The following is a 17,018-nucleotide window of genomic DNA, read 5'->3' as shown; positions in this document are numbered from 1 at the left end:
CTTAGGACATGCTAACACTGCCTGCTATGCTGATATCGGATATGGGGCCTTACCGGTCCGCTCTACGTGAAAGCTGGCATCACGCGGTCCGGGAGATCGGGCTCGACCCGACCGATTTCAAATCGAGCCTTCTGTGGAAGCGCGTCGATTCCAATCGGGCCCGGTTTATCCTGAAACTGGCTCGCAGAAGTGGCCCCGATCTCGTTTTTAAAAGGGTCTTCAAACCCGAACAGTCGGATAGCTTTCTCACCGGCATCACCGCTCAAAGACGCGTCTGCGAAGCGCTTTCTGATCCGCTCACTGCCCCGAAGGTTCTGACCTATTCCAAGGACAACCAGACCGTCCTGATGGACCATGTGCCGGGCAAGACGGCTCATGACGCCCTATTCGATGCAAGGTCCCGTGAAGAGGAGATCCGCATCCTGCATCTAAGCGGCCAATGGATCGGGGTCTTCCATCAGGCCTTCGCCGAGCCGGCCCGCCGTTTCCAGACGCGCTTTATACTCAAACATATGCAGAATCGGCTCGATGCATTTGACCAAAGCGCGAAGACGATCCGGCACTCGGACCAATATCTCAAGATCCTTACGGCGCTGCTAAAGACGGGGGACGAGGCAGATGGGGCAGAGCTTCCGGTTGGCCTGAACCACGGGGATCTTCACTCAAAGAATATCATCGTGGGCGCAGGACGGGTGTCCGGCATCGATTTCCAGAACAATCACTCGTCTCCCGCCTGCTACGACCTCGCCCGCTTCCTCGTCGATGCAACCGCGCGCACAATCGGTGCCCCCTCGACCGGCCAAGCGCTTCTCGATCCCGATCTGTCAGATGCGTTCTGGGATGGGTACGGCACCAATCTGGCCAACAATCCGGCCATGAGTTTGATGCTCAAGGTGAGGCTTCTGGAGGACTGGATTGCCATTCCGCAGGGCCGTCTGAACCGAATGCAGCGCGCCCGGTTCGACAACGTCGTATCTCTCTCGAATGTCTTGCAGACGTCCTAGAGCAAACCGTCGGGCGGATCCGCCACAAGGCGCCCGGCCTCCAGATCCACCGTGGGCACGACAGCTTTCGTGAACGGCACAAGCACGGTCGCAGAGGTGCCAGGAAGCTGGATCTCAATCAGATCGCTGGCCCCATGATTTTGGACGCTGCGCACCTCTCCGATAAGCTCCCCACCCGTGTCGAAAACCGACAAGCCCACGAGGTCGCTATAGTAGTATTCATCATCATCCGCAGGAGGGAGTCGGTCGCGCGGCGCGAATAGCTCCACGCCCTTCAAAGCGTCCGCCTCTTCCTTCGTCGTGATCCCATCGATCCGGGCGGTCAGCGCATTCTTGGTCCGGCCCGTCAGAACAATCTGTGCGAAAGTATTTCCATCAGCCGTTTCCAGCGGAGCGTAGTCCGCAATGGCCTCCGGATCGGCACAGAAGCTTTTCAGTCGCACATCGCCCTTGACGCCAAAGGCGCCAGCAATGGCTCCGAGAAGGACCTTTTCGCTCATATCAGGCAGATTTCCGGTTTGAGATCAGTGGAATCCACCGATGCCATGCCGTGGCCAGGAGAAATCTCCTGGCCACTACATTGCACCAATGGAAAACCAACCCAGATCAGCGGATTACTCCGCAGCTTCTTCTTCGGCCGGAGCCTCAGCAGGCTCTTCTGCCGGGGCTTTTGCGGCTTCTTCGGCAGCGGCCTTCTTCGCGGCTTTCTCCTCAACCCGCTCTTTGGCCTTTTTACCGGGTTCGCCCTTCTTGAGGTTGGCGCGCTCTTTCTTCTCGAGAAGACCGGCAGCTTCCAGCATGCGGCTGACGCGGTCGGTTGGCTGCGCGCCCTGATCCATCCAGTGCTTGACCCGGTCGAGGTCCATCTTCACGCGCTCTTCGCTGTCCTTGGGCAGGAGCGGGTTATAGGTGCCCAGTTTCTCGATATAGCGGCCGTCGCGCGGCATGCGGCTGTCGGCAGCGACAATGCGGTAAAACGGGCGTTTCTTAGAGCCTCCACGAGCGAGGCGGATCTTCATGGCCATTGGGCGTCCTTTCGTTAATGGCGAGGTTTGGCCGTGTTTGGCGGCCTACATCATTGTTTTGATTGATGTTCTTCGTGATGTTGGATGACTTCCTGGATGATGAAGGCCAGGAATTTTTTGGCGAAGGCGGGGTCGAGATCCGCGCGCTGGGCGAGATCCTCGAGACGGGCGATCTGACGGGCCTCGCGGTCCGGGTCAGACGCGGGCAAGTCGTTGACCGCCTTTAGCTTTCCAACCGCCTGCGTATGCTTGAACCGTTCGCCCAGGGTGTAGACGAGGATCGCATCGAGACGGTCGATGCTGTCGCGGTGATCCTTCAGGATCTCTGCTGCCCGGGCGCTGTCGGTCATTTGGGATACCCTCCCGGCTTATGACGATAGACGAGGTCCGTCTCATCCGGGCCCTCGGCATTCGGATCGAGAGTTGCCCCCAGACGCTCCGCCGTGCGGATCGAGGCGGCATTGTCCGGCTCGATATTGCTGACGGCGGTATCCCAGCCGAGATCGTTCCAGATGTAGGGATAGATCGCGGACATCGCCTCGACGATATATCCGTTGCCTTCGTGTTCTTGGGACCAGAGCGACCAGCCGATTTCGCGTTCGGGCCAGCCTTCGGGAAACCACGGGCCGACCATGCCGGCGGGTTTTCCATCGCCAAGATCGATCACGAAGGACCCCCAGCCGCGCAGAGGCCAGTGTCCGACGATGTGGCCGAAGATGCGCCAGCTTTTCCCGCGATCCCTCTCGGGGCCGCCGACAAACTTTGACCGATCCGTTTCGAAGAAAGCGGCGAGCGTTTCGAAATCCGATGCCTGCGGCAGACGGAGGGTCAGACGCTCTGTCGTCAGAGTGGGGCCGGTGAGGGTGACGGTCATGACAGCGCCTCGGGGGCGGGGTGCCGGTAGACGAGGCAGGGCGAATGGCCGGGCCGGTCGGCGTCTTCGTCGAGCGTGGCGCCAAGGCGCTTGGCTAGCGCGATGGAGCGGTCGTTTTCCGGTGCGATATAGCTGACGGCGGTGGTCCAGCCGAGGTCCTCGTAGGCCCAACGGCGGGCAGCAAGGGCAGCCTCGTAGGCGATGCCCTTGCCTTCGCAGGCTGGATCCCAGATGTGCCAGCCAAGCTCCTTTTCGGGCCAGTCGATGGGATAGTAAGCCCCTGAGATGCCGACGGTCCGATCGGTCGCCTTGTCGACAACCGAGAAAAGACCGAAACCGCGCAGCACCCAATGGCCAACCATTTTTGCATGCGCCCGCCAAGCCTGCCGCTCGTCCAGCGGGCCACCGACATGGCGCGCGCGTTCGCTTGTCATGAAGGCGATGGCGGCCTCGGTGTCGCGCGCATCCGGCTTGCGCAGGATCAAGCGCTCGGTGGTAAGTAGGAGGGAGGTCATGCAGGTCTCTCGTGCGCCCAGATCTCGCAATCGGGATCATGAGCTGCCATCTCGCCGGTCCAACTCGCACCGAGCTTTCTCGCGACCGCTTTGGAGGCAACGTTGTTGCGGTCGATGTAGCTGACAATCCCGGGCGCGTCGATGATGGTCCAGCCCCAATCAAGCGCAGCGGTGGCGGCTTCGGTCGCATAACCTTTGCCTTGCGCAGCGGGAAAGGTGTTCCAGCCGATTTCGATCTCGGCCTGATGGGGCGGGTGATGCAAACCGCAGGCACCGACCGCGCCGGAGCCGTCGTCGAGCATGAACCAGCCAAAGCCCTTGAGATCCCAGTGCCCCCGGTCAGCGGCAAAGAGCGACCATGCCTGCTTTGGAGTGTAGGGGCCGCCGGTAAAGCGGGTCGCATCCGAGGCGTAGAAGTCCCGATAGGCAGGCCAATCCTGCGCTGTCGGCAGCCGGAGAAGGAGACGCTCCGTGATGAGAGTGACGTCTATCATCCGCGCGCCCACCGTGCCTGCTCCGGCGCATTGACCAGGCGGAGCGAGAGGTCCCGGATCAGGTCCGGGACGGCGTGGGTGAAGGTGCGAGTCACAGGTTCAGCTCGTCCAGTGTCGATCCGTCCATCAGCGGCCGCGTGAAGGAGCGGTCGTAGCGGCGGATACATTTGGTGCGTTCGGCATGCGCGTAGGCTCTGAGGCAGTCCGGGTCGTCCCACATCTTTGCGCGGTAGGCTTCGTAGTCTGCGAGGCTGGGGAAGGAGAAATGGCAATAGGCGATATCGTTCGGCCCTTCATAGGGCAGGTGATAGCCGTGATGCGTTCCTCCCAGCTTCGTCATGAGGTGGATCCACGCCTTGGCATAGATCTCGAACGCATCGAGCTGATCGGGATCGATCTCGTATCGAACGGTACAGGAGATCACTTCTTCTTCCCGAAGCCGGACAGGCCGGGCGGCAACGCAGCGCCTCCGCCAAGGCCGGGCATGCCGGGGGGCATGCGGCCCTTGAGGGCCTTTGCGGCTTGCTCCATCGCCGCCGGATCGCCCATATCGGGCATGCCGCCGCCTTTGCCCATCATGCCTTTCATCGCCTGTTTGAGCATCCCGCCCTTGCCCATCTTCTTCATCATGTCGGACATCTGGCGGTGCATCTTGAGCAGTTGGTTCAGCTCGCGCACCTCGAGGCCTGCACCGGCAGCGATGCGTTTCTTACGCGAGGCCTGAAGGATCTGCGGGGCGGCGCGCTCTTTCTTGGTCATCGACTGGATCAGCGCGATCTGGCGCTTGAGCATCTTGTCGTCGATCCCGGCGCCTTGCGCTTGGGCGGCCATCTTCTTGGCGCCGGGCAGCATGCCCATCATACCTTCCATACCGCCCATCTTGAGCATCTGATCGAGCTGCATCCGTAGGTCGTTCATATTGAACTGACCCTTCTGGAAACGCTTCATCATGCGCTCGGCCTGTTCGGCCTCGATCGTTTCCTGGGCCTTTTCAACAAGGGAGACGATGTCGCCCATCCCGAGGATGCGGCCTGCGATGCGGTCCGGCTCGAAGGTTTCGAGCGCGTCCATCTTCTCACCCAGACCCACGAAGCGGATCGGCTTACCGGTGACGGCGCGCATCGACAGGGCCGCGCCGCCGCGCCCGTCGCCATCCATACGGGTCAGGACAACGCCGGTGATGCCAATGCGCTCGTCGAAATTCTCGGCCGTAGTGACGGCGTCCTGACCGGTCAGGCCGTCGACGACGAGGAGCGTCTCGCGGGGATTGGCCACATCGCGGACAGCCTCGACCTGGGCCATCAGCTCGTCGTCGATGGACAGGCGACCAGCGGTATCGAGCATATAGACGTCGTAGCCGCCGAGGGACGCCTGCGTCTTGGCACGCTTGGCGATGGCAACGGGGGTCTCGCCTTTGACGATCGGCAGGGTATCGACGCCGATCTGAACGCCGAGGATCTGAAGCTGCTCCATCGCCGCAGGCCGGTTCACGTCGAGCGAGGCCATCAGGACCCGCTTGCCCTCCCGCTCGGTCAGGCGTTTGGCGAGCTTGGCGGTGGTTGTCGTCTTACCGCCGCCCTGAAGACCGACCATCAGGATCGGAGCAGGCGGATTATCGATCTTGAGCGTACCGGGATCGCCCTCGCCGGTGAGGGTCGCAACAAGCTCGTCATGGACGATCTTTACGACCTGCTGGCCCGGCGTGACCGATTTGGTGACGGCCTGGCCGGTCGCCTTCTCCTGTACGCGGCCAACGAAGTCGCGGGCGACGGGCAACGAGACATCCGCCTCGAGCAGGGCCACGCGGACCTCGCGTAGGGCGGTCTTGACGTCGTCTTCGGAAAGGGCGCCCTGCTTTGTCAGACGCTCGAAGACGCCGCCGAGGCGTTCGGAGAGATTTTCGAACATATGCGTGCTCCTTCAAGCGATGACGGATGCCCTGCATATAAGATGCGGAGCGCGAATGCAGTAGCGCCCCCGTGGGCGAAACTCGCTGACGGGGGGCGATCCCGGATCCAGTCCGGGACCGGAGGCTGTAGCTCTCCGGATGGGGGCGTTTAGACGGAGGACCGCCGCGCTGTCAAGAACAGCACGGCGGCAGGTCCGGTCAAGGATGGGGTGGTGTCAGATGGCGGGACGGCTGAAGCGGTTATGAGCAATCCCGCTCGCAGGCATCTTGGGGATATCATGATCATCGCCGCGCAAGGGGGCACCGCGGCTGGCTTGCCACCGATTGATGTCGAGAACCGTCGACGGCGCATCGATTGGACCGGCTAGACCCTGGCTCAGGGGCACCGTCATCTGCTCGCCATGCTCTTCGAAGACGAGACCGATCCGGTACTTCATATGGCTCATTCCGCGTGTGCCGACCTGGTGAGGTTCGATCCGGGCACCACGAAAGCTGTCCAGGGGATAGGTCGCCTCGTTGCGGGCCCACAGGCTACGATAGCGCAGCTTCACGTGATCCTCAGCCTTGTTGAACTCGACCCGGAAGGATTTCGCAAAGATCGCGACATATCCCAGACCCAGCGCGAGCGCGATCAGGCACAAACGCAGGCTTGGATCGGTCAGCATCTGCGATGGGGACAGGCTCATCGCGCGGTCCACCAGACCGGGATCAAAGAGCGTGACCAGCTTGGCTGCGGCCACGAAGGTGAACCCGCCCAGAACGAAGGTGATGTAAGGAGTGTCCCTTAGGACAAGACGGTCGGACGTTTTACGTGTCAGTTTCACCACTTCACCTCGTTCATTGGCACTGACGCCATATACGCGGAGGAGTGGGGCGCCCTCACGGCGGGGCAGGGACGCTTTCGGGACGACTTTCCGAAAGTTTGCGTCAAGGGCGTGTCGAGGCCCGGACCTTGAGGGATCCGGGCCGTACTCTTGCCCGATTTCAGGCTGCCAGCGTGTCGATATCGCTGTAGGCTGCTTCAATCTTTGTTTCGGCCTCGACGTTAAGCTGATCGGCCGTGATGACTTTGACGTCCGTGATTCCGATGAAGCCCAGAAAGAAGGTCAGCCAAGGCGTCGCCCAGTCGATCTCAGAGCCGCTCTCGGTTCCGCCCGAGGCGACAGCGATGATCGCACGTTTGCCCTCAAGCAGCCCTTTCGGCCCATCAGCCGAATATTGAAACGTAACGCCAACGCGGGCCGCCAGATCGGCCCAGGCCTTAAGTGCAGCGGGAACCCCGAAATTATAGATCGGCATGCCGATCACGATCGTATCTGCCTTCTGAAGCTCTGCGACGATGGCATCCGATGCGCCGATAAGGGCCTTTTGCTCCGCCGTGCGATCAGCGGGTGGCGTGAAATAGGACCCGATCATGCCTTCGGTCAGAAGGGGCGGTGAGGTCTTTGCCAGATCGCGATGAATAACATCGCCGCCCAATCTGCGGGTAATACGGTCGGTCAGTTTGCGCGAGATTGAATCGTCGTGGCGGGCAGATGCATCGATACGAAGGGTCGTCATGAAAGCTCTCCTGTGGGTGTCTGGCGATTGACCACGAGCTAAGCAGCTTTGCGCCTCCGCGCCATTCCGCGAAATCCAAGATGACTCTGTGCAAATTTGCTAATAGACCTCCCTCGAAGAACGGGCAGGAGAGCAGACATGTCGATCAATAACTGGGACGAGATCCGGACCGCTTATCATGTGGCGCGCGAAGGCACCGTCTCGGGCGCAGCGCAAGCGCTGGGCGTCCATCATGCAACGGTGATCCGCCATATCGATGCACTCGAAGGACGGCTCGGGGTAAAGCTTTTTCAACGCCACGCACGCGGATACTCGGCCACCGAGGCGGGGGAAGACCTGCTCCAGGTCGCTGGCGCGACCGATGATCAGTTCACTCAGCTTCTGGGCCGGATCCGCGGACGAGGGGAGGGCGTGACAGGCGACCTCGTGGTGACCTCCCTGACCTCACTGTCCTCGCTGCTGACACCAGTTCTAGCCGACTTTCAGGAGCAAAACCCAGATGTCCGGATCCGCTACCTGACCGGAGACCGGCTTTTTCGGCTTGAATACGGAGAGGCCCATGTCGCCATTCGCGCCGGTGCTGCGCCCGATCAGCCCGACAATGTGGTCCAGCCTTTCATGAAACAGGCGATGCGCATGGTCGCGACGCAGGACTACATCGACGCAAACGGACAACCGGCAAGCGTCCGCGATCTGGCCGAACACCGGATCATCGGTCACGACAGCGCCACATCGCGGGCGCCCTTCAATATCTGGCTGCGTACTCATGTCCCGGACGACGCCATCGCCTTCCGCGTCACGGACAACCGCGCTATGGGCGATGCGGTCCTGTCCGGGGCCGGGATCGGGTTTGTCCCGGTCTGGGAAATGAACCGCCATCCTGATCTGATTGAGGTTTTGCCCGCACTCAGCGACTGGGAAGCGCCGCTTTGGCTCGTGACCCATGTGGACCTGCACCGGACCTCGAAAGTACAGGCTTTTTTAACCTATTTGAAAGAGCGTGCACGGGACTGGGCAGAGAAATGGGGATGATTCCTCAAACGCTTGATGGAACGCGCGGCGGATTGCCGCGTTGGGTCGGCAGTTTGGCATAAAGGAACGCCCAATGCGCAATATCATCTATCTCGTCGGCCTGGTCGTGATCGTTCTCGCGATCGTTCAGTTCGTACTCTGAGAAATCGTCTCGCTTTCCAAGAAGCGTTCGAAGGCGTCTAGATTGACGGCTTCGAACTGCCCAAAGCCCTGCATCCAGATCGACGCGGCCCGCAGGGCCTGCGGATCCAGCTTGCACCACTTCACCCGGCCGCGCTTTTCCTGAACGATCAAACCGGCCTTTGTCAGGACCGCAAGATGCTTCGAAATGGCCGCCAGCGACATCTCGAACGGCTCGGCGACATCCGTCACGGCCATGTCGTCTTCCAGCAACATCGACAGGATCGCCCGCCGGGTCGGATCGGCCAGGGCGGCAAAAACGATGTCAAGGCGCTGCGTCATGATCGCGCGTCCTTGGGGGTGCGAAGGCAAAGAGTCAACCAAATGGTTGAATGAGACCCGTTAAGGCCCCTGCGACTCCCCAGCTTCATCTTGTCAAAAATATGCATTTGAAACATCGGGTTAAGCGCTCAATTCGCAACAGATGCGGAGCGTTGACACGCGCCTGTCCGCGCTCTATCCGATGCAAACTGTCCGAAGGGGGCATGACCGATGGACGATCGCGACACGAAGGACCGGCTCAGGGACCTCGAAGCGCGGATCGCAGCCGCGAAAGGCGTACCAAAGGTCAAGCACCATTCGGAAGAGCATTACTCCCAGGCACAGCTGGCCTGGCGGATGGTGATCGAACTTGTCGCCGGTCTGGGGATCGGGTTCGGGATTGGTTACGGGCTGGATGCCCTCTTTGGCACCCGCCCCATCCTGATGGTGGTGTTCATCTTTCTGGGCCTCGCGGCCGGCATCAACGTGATGATGCGCACCGCGAAAGAGGTTCAGGTCAAACAGGCATCCGGTCGGGATGTGGGCGATGAAGAGGACGATGACTGATGGCGACAGGCGGTGAAGAAAGCGGCGCTCTTTCCTTTCATCCGATGGACCAGTTCATCGTCACGCGTCTGTTCTGCTCGGACGACGCCGAGACAGCGATCAACGAATGCACCTATGACATCGCGTGGTACGAGCTGACGAATGTCACACTCTGGCTCGCTCTTGCCGTCCTCGCGGTCTTCGCGATGCTCGTTTTGGGCACACGCAACCGCGCAGTCGTGCCCTCCCGCTCGCAATCGATCGGAGAGCTGGCCTACGGCTTCATCCATAAGATGGTCGAGGATGTCGCGGGCCGCGAAGGCCTCAAGTATTTCCCGTATATCATGACGCTCTTTATGTTCATTGTGATGGCCAACTTCCTCGGCCTGATCCCGACGTCGTTCACAACGACCTCGCATATCGCCGTAACGGCGGTTCTGGGCTTTGGGGTCTTCATCGCGGTGACGGTTCTGGGCTTCGTCAAGAACGGCGCGTCGTTCCTGGGTCTTTTTTGGGTCAGCTCGGCACCGCTGGTGCTGCGGCCCGTCCTCGCCCTGATCGAGGTTATCTCGTATTTCGTCCGGCCCGTCAGCCACTCCATTCGTCTGGCCGGTAACCTGATGGCCGGTCACGCCGTTCTCAAGGTCTTCGCAGGCTTTGCCCAGGTGACAGCCATCGCGCCGATCGCGATCTTCGGCGTCGTGGCGATCTACGGGCTGGAGGTGCTGGTTTCCTTTATTCAGGCCTACGTCTTCACCATTCTCACATGCGTCTATCTCAAGGACGCATTGCATCCACATCACTAACACCAACGCAACTTCCAACCCTCAAGGAGTACACGTCATGGAAGGCGATATCGCAAATATGGGTCAATTCATCGGTGCCGGCCTGGCCGCCATCGGATCAGGCGCCGCCGCCATCGGTGTGGGCCACGTGGCCGGCAACTTCTTGGCCGGTGCCCTGCGCAACCCCTCGGCTGCTGCCGGTCAGACCGCGACGCTCTTCATCGGCATCGCTTTCGCAGAAGCGCTCGGGATCTTCTCGTTCCTCGTCGCTCTGCTGCTGATGTTCGCCGTCTAAGGCAATATCACGATCTTTGAGGGTGGGGCGGCGCCAGGCCGCCCCGGATCTCATCTTTTTATCGCGGAGGCATCATGGCGACCGAAACTGCCGGAGCTGCTGAGGACTCAGTCGGTCTTCCACAGCTGGATTTCTCGACATTCGACAACCAGATCTTCTGGCTCGTCGTCGCTCTTCTTGCGATCTATTTCATCCTGTCGCGCATCGCATTGCCCCGGATCGGATCGGTTCTGGCTGAACGGCAGGGGACGATTACAAACGATATCGCCGCCGCCGAAGAACTCAAGCACAAGGCAACCGCCGCCGAGGCCGCTTACGACAAGGCGCTGGCCGATGCGCGCGCCGAAGCGGACCGCATCGTCGGAGAGACCAAGGCCGAGATCCAGTCCGAGCTTGATGCAGAGCTGGCCAAGGCCGATGCCGAGATCGCGGCGCGCACCTCTGAAAGCGAGGCCGCGATTGCTGAAATCCGGGACGGCGCGCAAGACAGCGTTCGCGAGGTCGCCAAGGACACGGCGATGGCCATCGTCGCCGCGTTGGGCCGCGATGCCGATCAGTCGGCCGTCGACACGGCCGTCGAGAAGGAGATGACGTCATGAGCCTGAAGCGTTTCAGCCTGGCCCTTGGCGCAGCTATGTTGGCGAGCCCCGCCATGGCAGCCGGCAAGCCGTTCTTCTCGCTCCAGAACACCGATTTCGTGGTACTGATCGGCTTTATCTGTTTCATCGGGATCTTGGTCTATTTCAAGGTTCCGGCGATGGTCACCAAGATGCTTGATGCTCGGGCCGACGGGATCCGCAAGGACCTCGACGAGGCGCGGGCGCTGCGCGAAGAAGCCCAGACGCTGCTGGCCTCTTATGAGCGCAAGAGCCGTGAAGTGAACGAGCAAGCAGACCGGATCGTGGCCAATGCGCGCGACGAGGCGACCAAAGCGGCAGAGAGTTCGAAGGCCGAGATCAAGCGCTCCGTCGAACGCCGTCTGGCTGCCGCCGAAGAGCAAATCGGGGCCGCCCGCGCTGCCGCAGTCAAGGATGTGCGCGATCAGGCCGTGGCTGTCGCCATCGCCGCCGCCCGCGACGTGATCGCCAAGCAGATGAGCGCGGATGAGCGCAACAAGCTGACAGACGAGGCGATCGGCACGGTCGAGGCCAAGCTGCACTGATACAGCTCCGGTTTTCAGATAATGGACCCGGCCCTGCGCCGGGTCTTTTTCGTTGAGCGGGGAAAATTCTTCTACCGAAGAATTTTGAACGAAGAGGGGGGCGCCCTTCGGGCGATGCGGCCGCCAATGCGGGCGCCCGGTGCGGGATGTCTTCGACGCGAGGGACAGAGAGGCCACGGCATCGAAAAGGGCCACTCCCTGAAGAGGAAGCGGCCCCGATGGCGCCTCGAATGTCCGAAGCGCCTGCTCGAAAGAGCTATACCCTAGAAAGGTGTGATCACCACTTCGACGCGGCGGTTCTGCTGCCGGCCCTCGGGCGTCAGGTTCGTCGCGACCGGCTGGCTTTCACCGCGACCAGTAGCGGCGATCCGCGACGAGGAGACACCGGAATTGATCAGCACATTCGCAACAGATCGTGCACGGCGTTCCGAAAGGCCCTGATTATAGGCAGCCTCGCCCACATTGTCGGTATGACCGATCACATTGACGCGGGTGTTCGGATATTGCTGCAGGTTCGAGGCCAGAGCACGCAGATCGCGTTGCAGATCCGGGCGCAGGTTGGCGCTATCGGTGGCAAAGAGAATATCCTGCGGCAGTGTGACAATCAGCTGCTCGCCAGTGTTGCGGACATCGACCTGATTGCCAAGCTGGGCGCGCAAAGCGGCCTCTTGCTGGTCGAGGCGGTTGCCGACAAGCGCGCCGCCACCGCCGCCGAGAACCGCGCCAGCGACGGCATTACGGCGACGCTCTTCTTCACTATCACCGATCTGTCCGCCGATAACCGCGCCGCCGACTGCGCCGATCAGCGCGCCCTGCTGGGTGTTCCGATTGGGGTTGTTGGGATCGGTGAGCGGGGCGCAGGCGGTCAGGGCCAGCGTGCCGGCCGTCGCCAGAATGAAGGGTGTCTTGATCGAAGCCATGATCTCTCTTTCTTTTTCTCATGTGCGGGCAGATCGCCGCATCAATGCCCGATGTGCGATACGGACACCTGATATGCAATAACACCGCGATGATAGGGGAGTTCCGGCAAATTTCGGCTCATATTTGATGTCGTCAGGCTGGGCTGTCCGCTCGTGCGCCTTCATAGGCAAGCAGGGCGCGCTTGACCGGCAGCCCCCAATGATACCCGCCCAGACCTCCGGATTTGCGCAAGGCCCGGTGGCAGGGAATCAGCCAGCTGACCGGATTGCGGCCCACCGCTGTACCCACTGCGCGAATGGCCTTGGGGTGACCGATCGCGCTCGCAATCTCGGAATAGGTCGTGACTTGGCCCGACGGGATGCGCAGTAGCGCCTCCCAGACCTTGATCTGGAACGGCGCGCCGATCAGATGCAGCCACGCTTCACCGCCTAGACCGAAGGCAGCAAGCGTCCAGTCGCGGATCGCGTCCTTGTCTTCGGTGAAGACCGCATTGGGCCAGCGGCGCTGCATGTCGGTCAGCGCCGCCTCGCGGCCCGTCTCTTCGGCAAAGGCCATCCCGCAGAGCCCTCGCGAAGTCGCCATGGCAAGCGTATCGCCGAATGGGCTCTGGAACCAGCCATAGCGGATCACGAGGCCGTCGCCACGGCGGGCATATTCGCCAGGGCTCATCGCCTCCCAGCGCAGGAAGAGATCATGTAAACGGCTCGATCCCGATAGGCCCACCGCATTCGCGGTCTCGAGCGTCGTGAACCGGTCCTCAAGCAGCGATTTGGCGTAACCCAACGTCAGATATTGCTGGTAGCGCTTGGGAGAGACGCCGGCCCAGCGCGAGAAGAGCCGCTGGAAATGCGCCGGGCTCATATCCATACGGGCGGCCAGATCCTCCAACCTCGGCTGGTCCTCCGATGAGGCGTCGATCGCCTCGATGGCGCGGCGCATCACGTGGTAATGATAGCTGCCTTCGGCGTCGAGCGGGGTCTGGAGCATGACGGGTCTCCTCGTGGATCTGCTGCTAACACCAATTTAGAGGAGGGCCGGGCTCCCCTCGACCCGGATATTGCGCTATCGGGCCCGCCGGGGCATAGGGGCAGGCATGTCAAAGCAACTCGACTATCATACGATCCACAAGATCTTCGAACGATTTCAGGACGCTGACCCCGAGCCGAAAGGCGAGCTCGATCACCTCAACGCCTATACGCTCGTGGTCGCCGTCGCCCTGTCGGCGCAGGCTACGGATGCGGGCGTGAACAAGGCGACGAAGGACCTGTTCCGGACCGTCGATACCCCCCAGAAAATGCTGGATCTGGGCGAGGAAGCCTTGATCGAGCATATCAAGTCGATCGGGCTTTACCGCAACAAAGCGCGCAATGTCATGAAGCTGAGCCGCATTCTTGTCGAGGACTACGCCGGGATGGTGCCCAGCTCCCGCGCGGCGCTGGAAAGCCTGCCGGGCGTTGGGCGCAAGACGGCGAATGTCGTGCTGAACATGTGGTGGCGTCACCCGGCGCAGGCGGTCGATACGCATATCTTCCGGGTCGGCAACCGGACGGGCATCGCCCCGGGCCGCGATGTCGTCGCAGTCGAAAAGGCGATCGAGGATCACGTACCGGCCGAGTTCCAGCTGCACGCGCATCATTGGATGATCCTGCACGGTCGCTATCACTGCAAGGCCCGCAAGCCGATGTGCCCGACTTGCCTGATCGAGGACCTTTGCCCGTTCGACGAGAAAACCCAAGCCCCAGCACCGAAGGGATCTTCATGACCTCCACCTACGACGTCGTCGGCATCGGCAATGCGATGGTCGATGTGATCTCTCCGGCCTCGGACACCTTTCTGGACCATATGGGGATCACGAAAGGCATCATGCAGCTGATCGAGCGGGACCGGGCCGAGGTTCTCTATGCCGCGATGGAAAGCCGGGTGGAAACGCCGGGCGGATCAGTGGCCAACACGCTGGCGGGTCTGGGACAGCTGGGTCTGCAGACCGGGTTCGTCGGGCGAGTGGCCGATGATGCACTGGGCCGCTTCTATGCCGATGCGATGACCCAAGGCGGGACCGAGTTCGTCAACGCACCGACGGCAGGGGCCGATCTGCCGACCTCGCGGTCGATGATCTTCGTCTCTCCCGACGGCGAGCGGTCGATGAACACCTTTCTTGGCGAGAGCACCTATCTTGGCTCAGCGGATGTCCCCACCGAGGTGATGAAAGCGACGCGGTTCCTGTTTCTGGAAGGCTATCTCTTCGACAAGGACGACAACAAAGCGGCATTCAATGCCGCGTCCGCCGCTTGTCGTAAAGGCGGCGGCGCTCCGGGGATTTCGCTCTCCGATCCGTTCTGCGTGGACCGGCATCGGGACGATTTCCGCAAACTGGTCCGCGACGAGATGGCCTTCGTGATCGGCAACGAGGACGAGTGGAAGTCGCTCTATCAGGTGACGGATGTCGAACAGGCGCTGGCCCATGCGATGGAGGACTGCCAGACGCTTGCCTTCACCCGCTCGGGCGATCCGGTCATCGTCTTCAAGGACGGAGAGCGGGCGGACGTTCCCATCCAGAAGGTCGTCCCGGTCGATGCCACAGGCGCAGGCGACCAGTTCGCCGCCGGGTTCCTTTATGGTCTGGCCGAAGGCCGCGCAGCCGATACCTGCGGACGCATGGGAGCGGTCGCGGCCGCCGAGGTGATTAGCCATGTCGGCCCCCGCCCCGAAGCGGATCTCAAGGGGCTTTTCCAACGTCACGGGTTGGTCTAGCTACCAGTCCGCAATCGGACCGCTTGACGATATATCTTTTGTCGATCTCAGATCAGGCAGCAGCGCCCTGATCGGCGAGTTCATCACGTAGGGACAGGAGCCCAGCTCGTCCGAACTGGAAAGGATTTTTCTCGCGACCGAGGACGCGGAATAACCGTCATCCCTGCATTCGTAATAATCTCCGCGACCGTCCGATTTGCATATCTCTGTAACGAGACGCGCCATCGCGAGCCGGTCGCATTGAATAGCCTGCCAGACAGGTTCTGGAACATCTTCCCCTATCCCGGCGGCCGCTTTTTCGATATCGTGATGCCATCGGTTCAATGTGCGAAAAAACTGAGAGACCGGATTGATCGGGAAGCTCGCCTCTAAGACAATCATCTGTTCTAGTATGGGTTTAAGCAGCGCGTAGTTGTGCTCGATGCCGTCGTCCGGCGAGGACAGATATGTTGCCATCTGCCAGTATTCCGAGTTGATCGGCGGAGCGGACAGGCCGCGTTTCCAAAGACGGCGCATGTCCTCGCGGTCCGCATCAGTCATCGCCTCCGACATCCCGACTTGTTCTAGATAGTGTCGAAACCCGATATACTCCCGAATGTAATATGCCGAGGTCGGGTTATCGATAACGAATTGCTCGGCCATTGCGAGTTTGGCCTCGAAGGCCTCGCTTCTGAGAAACGGATCGCCCATCTTATCGGCCAAGACGACAGTTCCACCGACATATTCCCTCCACCCCTTCCATTTCGCGGCGCGAAGGTGGAGACGTCTGACTTCGCCAAACTCGTCTTCATCGATATCGACAAGCCCTTGGTTGCCGAAATATCGCAAGATCGTCTCGTGGCGGACATGGTTCAGATCAGGTTGACGGGCCGCCAGAACAAGAGCAACGGCATCTTCTCGATAGGTCGCCGCGCCATAGCTTTTGGCAATGATAGTCGCCGTACACAGATCAACTGAATAGGTTGGCACACGATCCGCATAGGCAAGACAGATGCGTGTCCGCCGATCGAAATCGTTGTATTCGGGGCGGATCGCCTCGGTCATGGCGAGGTTGATACTCCGGATACTGGGTCTTGCTTCAAGCGCTTGGTCAAGCACGACCCCCAGCGAAAACTCGTCGTCGAACGGGCGCGGGGATATGAGAAGGGCATCGCTTGCCGGCAGATATTCGGGATCGCTCTCGAATACCTCGCGCGCAAGACGCGCTCTCTTATTCTTATGACCCGCAACCTGAAGCATGAGCCCAGGGCTCGAAACACCTCCTCGAAATGCGCGCCTATTGTCCCGTTCAAGTTGATAGTGCTGCCATGCGGATGCCGTCTTGGCATGCTTGGAGCCAGGGTGACGTTCCATCCAGATCTGAACAGCCTTAAGACGTTCGGGGTGAGCCGACGCGAAAATAATCCCGAACGCATCCCTGATGTCTGAGAACTCGCCAGTTTCTCGCGCCAGCTGATACTCCGCTTCGAAGGTGCGCTCCAGTTCATCGTAGTCCCGCGTGTCGATAAAGTCTCTGACTTCGTCCAAGATCGGATCGGCCTCGCCCGGTCCCGCAAGAGCCGAGATGAACAAAATCGAAAGTATAAACCGTCTCATAGCTTAATCTGTCTTCTTTCTGAGCGTGCAGAATATCGTCTGAAAATTAGGATCTATTTTAGATACGGGCCGTTAGCTCCTGGTCTTTGGCCCACTTGCTGAACTGAA

The 17,018-nt window shown here is 60.8% G+C and carries 23 protein-coding genes; 9 read left to right on the top strand and 14 right to left on the bottom strand.

The genetic code is table 11. The features are described from left to right. Positions 1–8 precede the first annotated feature (8 nt). Positions 9–1,004 (top strand): aminoglycoside phosphotransferase family protein, encoded by a 996-nt coding sequence (locus AAD018_RS17230; protein ID WP_412005312.1) that lies wholly within the window; start codon positions 9–11, stop codon positions 1,002–1,004. Here the strand turns inward: AAD018_RS17230 and rimM are convergent. The 10 genes from rimM to AAD018_RS17180 form a co-directional block, all read right to left on the bottom strand. Next, positions 1,001–1,504, bottom strand: coding sequence for a ribosome maturation factor RimM (gene rimM / locus AAD018_RS17225; protein ID WP_367315605.1), 504 nt, complete (start codon positions 1,502–1,504; stop codon positions 1,001–1,003). The genes AAD018_RS17230 and rimM overlap by 4 nt on opposite strands. 114 nt (positions 1,505–1,618) lie before the next feature. Next, positions 1,619–2,029, bottom strand: a complete 411-nt coding sequence (gene rpsP / locus AAD018_RS17220) for a 30S ribosomal protein S16 (RefSeq protein ID WP_367315606.1) — start codon at positions 2,027–2,029, stop codon at positions 1,619–1,621. A gap of 50 nt (positions 2,030–2,079) precedes the next feature. After that, positions 2,080–2,379: a chorismate mutase gene (locus AAD018_RS17215; RefSeq protein ID WP_367315607.1), complete on the bottom strand. Its 300-nt coding sequence runs from the start codon at positions 2,377–2,379 to the stop codon at positions 2,080–2,082. Continuing rightward, complete coding sequence (locus AAD018_RS17210) at positions 2,376–2,903, bottom strand: GNAT family N-acetyltransferase (protein ID WP_367315608.1); 528 nt, start codon at positions 2,901–2,903, stop codon at positions 2,376–2,378. Before AAD018_RS17210 ends, AAD018_RS17215 begins: the two co-directional genes overlap by 4 nt. Further along, positions 2,900–3,418: a GNAT family N-acetyltransferase gene (locus tag AAD018_RS17205; RefSeq protein WP_367315610.1), complete on the bottom strand. Its 519-nt coding sequence runs from the start codon at positions 3,416–3,418 to the stop codon at positions 2,900–2,902. The genes AAD018_RS17210 and AAD018_RS17205 overlap by 4 nt, the downstream gene beginning before the upstream one ends. Further along, positions 3,415–3,912 carry a GNAT family N-acetyltransferase gene (locus AAD018_RS17200; RefSeq protein WP_367315611.1) on the bottom strand — a complete coding sequence of 166 codons (498 nt, stop codon included), beginning with the start codon at positions 3,910–3,912 and terminating at the stop codon, positions 3,415–3,417. Before AAD018_RS17200 ends, AAD018_RS17205 begins: the two co-directional genes overlap by 4 nt. Positions 3,913–4,003: 91 nt before the next feature. Further along, positions 4,004–4,336 carry an NIPSNAP family protein gene (locus AAD018_RS17195; RefSeq protein ID WP_367315612.1) on the bottom strand — a complete coding sequence of 111 codons (333 nt, stop codon included), beginning with the start codon at positions 4,334–4,336 and terminating at the stop codon, positions 4,004–4,006. Beyond that, on the bottom strand, positions 4,333–5,820 hold the full coding sequence (gene ffh, locus AAD018_RS17190) for a signal recognition particle protein (RefSeq protein ID WP_367315613.1): 1,488 nt from the start codon (positions 5,818–5,820) through the stop codon (positions 4,333–4,335). Before ffh ends, AAD018_RS17195 begins: the two co-directional genes overlap by 4 nt. Before the next feature lie 216 nt (positions 5,821–6,036). After that, positions 6,037–6,645: a hypothetical protein gene (locus AAD018_RS17185; RefSeq protein WP_367315614.1), complete on the bottom strand. Its 609-nt coding sequence runs from the start codon at positions 6,643–6,645 to the stop codon at positions 6,037–6,039. 160 nt (positions 6,646–6,805) lie between these two features. Then, complete coding sequence (locus tag AAD018_RS17180; RefSeq protein WP_367315615.1) at positions 6,806–7,381, bottom strand: FMN-dependent NADH-azoreductase; 576 nt, start codon at positions 7,379–7,381, stop codon at positions 6,806–6,808. A gap of 144 nt (positions 7,382–7,525) precedes the next feature. Here AAD018_RS17180 and AAD018_RS17175 point away from each other — a divergent pair, with 144 nt between their 5' ends. Continuing rightward, positions 7,526–8,413 (top strand): LysR family transcriptional regulator, encoded by an 888-nt coding sequence (locus tag AAD018_RS17175; RefSeq protein WP_367315886.1) that lies wholly within the window; start codon positions 7,526–7,528, stop codon positions 8,411–8,413. 126 nt (positions 8,414–8,539) lie between these two features. Here AAD018_RS17175 and AAD018_RS17170 read toward each other — a convergent pair whose 3' ends face one another. Further along, entirely contained in the window at positions 8,540–8,875 is a 336-nt protein-coding gene (locus AAD018_RS17170; RefSeq protein ID WP_367315616.1) for an ArsR/SmtB family transcription factor, read from the bottom strand. 210 nt (positions 8,876–9,085) lie between these two features. On the opposite strand from AAD018_RS17170, the gene AAD018_RS17165 reads away from it, so the two are divergent. From AAD018_RS17165 to AAD018_RS17145, 5 genes are all read left to right on the top strand, one after another. Beyond that, the gene (locus AAD018_RS17165; RefSeq protein WP_367315617.1) at positions 9,086–9,421 is read left to right on the top strand and encodes an AtpZ/AtpI family protein; all 336 of its coding nucleotides are present in this window, start codon (positions 9,086–9,088) and stop codon (positions 9,419–9,421) included. After that, positions 9,421–10,206, top strand: a complete 786-nt coding sequence (locus tag AAD018_RS17160; protein WP_367315619.1) for a F0F1 ATP synthase subunit A — start codon at positions 9,421–9,423, stop codon at positions 10,204–10,206. The genes AAD018_RS17165 and AAD018_RS17160 overlap by 1 nt, the downstream gene beginning before the upstream one ends. Positions 10,207–10,243: 37 nt before the next feature. Then, entirely contained in the window at positions 10,244–10,480 is a 237-nt protein-coding gene (locus AAD018_RS17155; RefSeq protein WP_109757214.1) for a F0F1 ATP synthase subunit C, read from the top strand. A gap of 74 nt (positions 10,481–10,554) precedes the next feature. Then, positions 10,555–11,079, top strand: coding sequence for a F0F1 ATP synthase subunit B' (locus tag AAD018_RS17150; RefSeq protein WP_367315620.1), 525 nt, complete (start codon positions 10,555–10,557; stop codon positions 11,077–11,079). Then, on the top strand, positions 11,076–11,642 hold the full coding sequence (locus AAD018_RS17145; RefSeq protein WP_367315621.1) for a F0F1 ATP synthase subunit B: 567 nt from the start codon (positions 11,076–11,078) through the stop codon (positions 11,640–11,642). The genes AAD018_RS17150 and AAD018_RS17145 overlap by 4 nt, the downstream gene beginning before the upstream one ends. Positions 11,643–11,905: 263 nt before the next feature. Here AAD018_RS17145 and AAD018_RS17140 read toward each other — a convergent pair whose 3' ends face one another. Beyond that, positions 11,906–12,562 (bottom strand): OmpA family protein, encoded by a 657-nt coding sequence (locus tag AAD018_RS17140; protein ID WP_367315622.1) that lies wholly within the window; start codon positions 12,560–12,562, stop codon positions 11,906–11,908. A 133-nt stretch (positions 12,563–12,695) separates the two neighbouring features. Beyond that, on the bottom strand, positions 12,696–13,550 hold the full coding sequence (locus AAD018_RS17135) for a methylated-DNA--[protein]-cysteine S-methyltransferase (protein WP_367315623.1): 855 nt from the start codon (positions 13,548–13,550) through the stop codon (positions 12,696–12,698). A gap of 106 nt (positions 13,551–13,656) precedes the next feature. On the opposite strand from AAD018_RS17135, the gene nth reads away from it, so the two are divergent. Both nth and AAD018_RS17125 read left to right on the top strand, forming a co-directional pair. Further along, positions 13,657–14,325, top strand: coding sequence for an endonuclease III (gene nth, locus AAD018_RS17130; protein WP_367315624.1), 669 nt, complete (start codon positions 13,657–13,659; stop codon positions 14,323–14,325). After that, positions 14,322–15,314 (top strand): adenosine kinase, encoded by a 993-nt coding sequence (locus AAD018_RS17125; protein WP_367315625.1) that lies wholly within the window; start codon positions 14,322–14,324, stop codon positions 15,312–15,314. Before nth ends, AAD018_RS17125 begins: the two co-directional genes overlap by 4 nt. Here the strand turns inward: AAD018_RS17125 and AAD018_RS17120 are convergent, their stop codons facing one another. Continuing rightward, positions 15,315–16,910 (bottom strand): DUF4034 domain-containing protein, encoded by a 1,596-nt coding sequence (locus AAD018_RS17120; protein WP_367315626.1) that lies wholly within the window; start codon positions 16,908–16,910, stop codon positions 15,315–15,317. Positions 16,911–17,018 lie beyond the last annotated feature (108 nt).

This window comes from Aestuariibius insulae (assembly GCF_040783535.2).
In the GTDB taxonomy this organism is placed as follows: domain Bacteria; phylum Pseudomonadota; class Alphaproteobacteria; order Rhodobacterales; family Rhodobacteraceae; genus Aestuariibius; species Aestuariibius insulae.
The sequence above is the reverse complement of the archived record's forward strand: the minus strand, read 5'-3'. Positions and strand labels throughout refer to the sequence as shown.

Bases quoted from the DNA above. Each gene is read 5' to 3' on its own strand.
- nth (WP_367315624.1), top strand. From the start codon at position 13,657: ATGTCAAAGCAACTCGACTATCATACGATCCACAAGATCTTCGAACGA.
- AAD018_RS17170 (WP_367315616.1), bottom strand. From the start codon at position 8,875: ATGACGCAGCGCCTTGACATCGTTTTTGCCGCCCTGGCCGATCCGACC.
- AAD018_RS17180 (WP_367315615.1), bottom strand. From the start codon at position 7,381: ATGACGACCCTTCGTATCGATGCATCTGCCCGCCACGACGATTCAATC.
- AAD018_RS17135 (WP_367315623.1), bottom strand. From the start codon at position 13,550: ATGCTCCAGACCCCGCTCGACGCCGAAGGCAGCTATCATTACCACGTG.
- AAD018_RS17165 (WP_367315617.1), top strand. From the start codon at position 9,086: ATGGACGATCGCGACACGAAGGACCGGCTCAGGGACCTCGAAGCGCGG.
- AAD018_RS17215 (WP_367315607.1), bottom strand. From the start codon at position 2,379: ATGACCGACAGCGCCCGGGCAGCAGAGATCCTGAAGGATCACCGCGAC.
- AAD018_RS17120 (WP_367315626.1), bottom strand. From the start codon at position 16,910: ATGAGACGGTTTATACTTTCGATTTTGTTCATCTCGGCTCTTGCGGGA.
- AAD018_RS17145 (WP_367315621.1), top strand. From the start codon at position 11,076: ATGAGCCTGAAGCGTTTCAGCCTGGCCCTTGGCGCAGCTATGTTGGCG.
- AAD018_RS17150 (WP_367315620.1), top strand. From the start codon at position 10,555: ATGGCGACCGAAACTGCCGGAGCTGCTGAGGACTCAGTCGGTCTTCCA.
- AAD018_RS17200 (WP_367315611.1), bottom strand. From the start codon at position 3,912: ATGATAGACGTCACTCTCATCACGGAGCGTCTCCTTCTCCGGCTGCCG.
- AAD018_RS17210 (WP_367315608.1), bottom strand. From the start codon at position 2,903: ATGACCGTCACCCTCACCGGCCCCACTCTGACGACAGAGCGTCTGACC.
- AAD018_RS17230 (WP_412005312.1), top strand. From the start codon at position 9: ATGCTAACACTGCCTGCTATGCTGATATCGGATATGGGGCCTTACCGG.
- rimM (WP_367315605.1), bottom strand. From the start codon at position 1,504: ATGAGCGAAAAGGTCCTTCTCGGAGCCATTGCTGGCGCCTTTGGCGTC.
- AAD018_RS17205 (WP_367315610.1), bottom strand. From the start codon at position 3,418: ATGACCTCCCTCCTACTTACCACCGAGCGCTTGATCCTGCGCAAGCCG.
- AAD018_RS17160 (WP_367315619.1), top strand. From the start codon at position 9,421: ATGGCGACAGGCGGTGAAGAAAGCGGCGCTCTTTCCTTTCATCCGATG.
- AAD018_RS17155 (WP_109757214.1), top strand. From the start codon at position 10,244: ATGGAAGGCGATATCGCAAATATGGGTCAATTCATCGGTGCCGGCCTG.
- AAD018_RS17140 (WP_367315622.1), bottom strand. From the start codon at position 12,562: ATGGCTTCGATCAAGACACCCTTCATTCTGGCGACGGCCGGCACGCTG.
- ffh (WP_367315613.1), bottom strand. From the start codon at position 5,820: ATGTTCGAAAATCTCTCCGAACGCCTCGGCGGCGTCTTCGAGCGTCTG.
- AAD018_RS17125 (WP_367315625.1), top strand. From the start codon at position 14,322: ATGACCTCCACCTACGACGTCGTCGGCATCGGCAATGCGATGGTCGAT.
- rpsP (WP_367315606.1), bottom strand. From the start codon at position 2,029: ATGGCCATGAAGATCCGCCTCGCTCGTGGAGGCTCTAAGAAACGCCCG.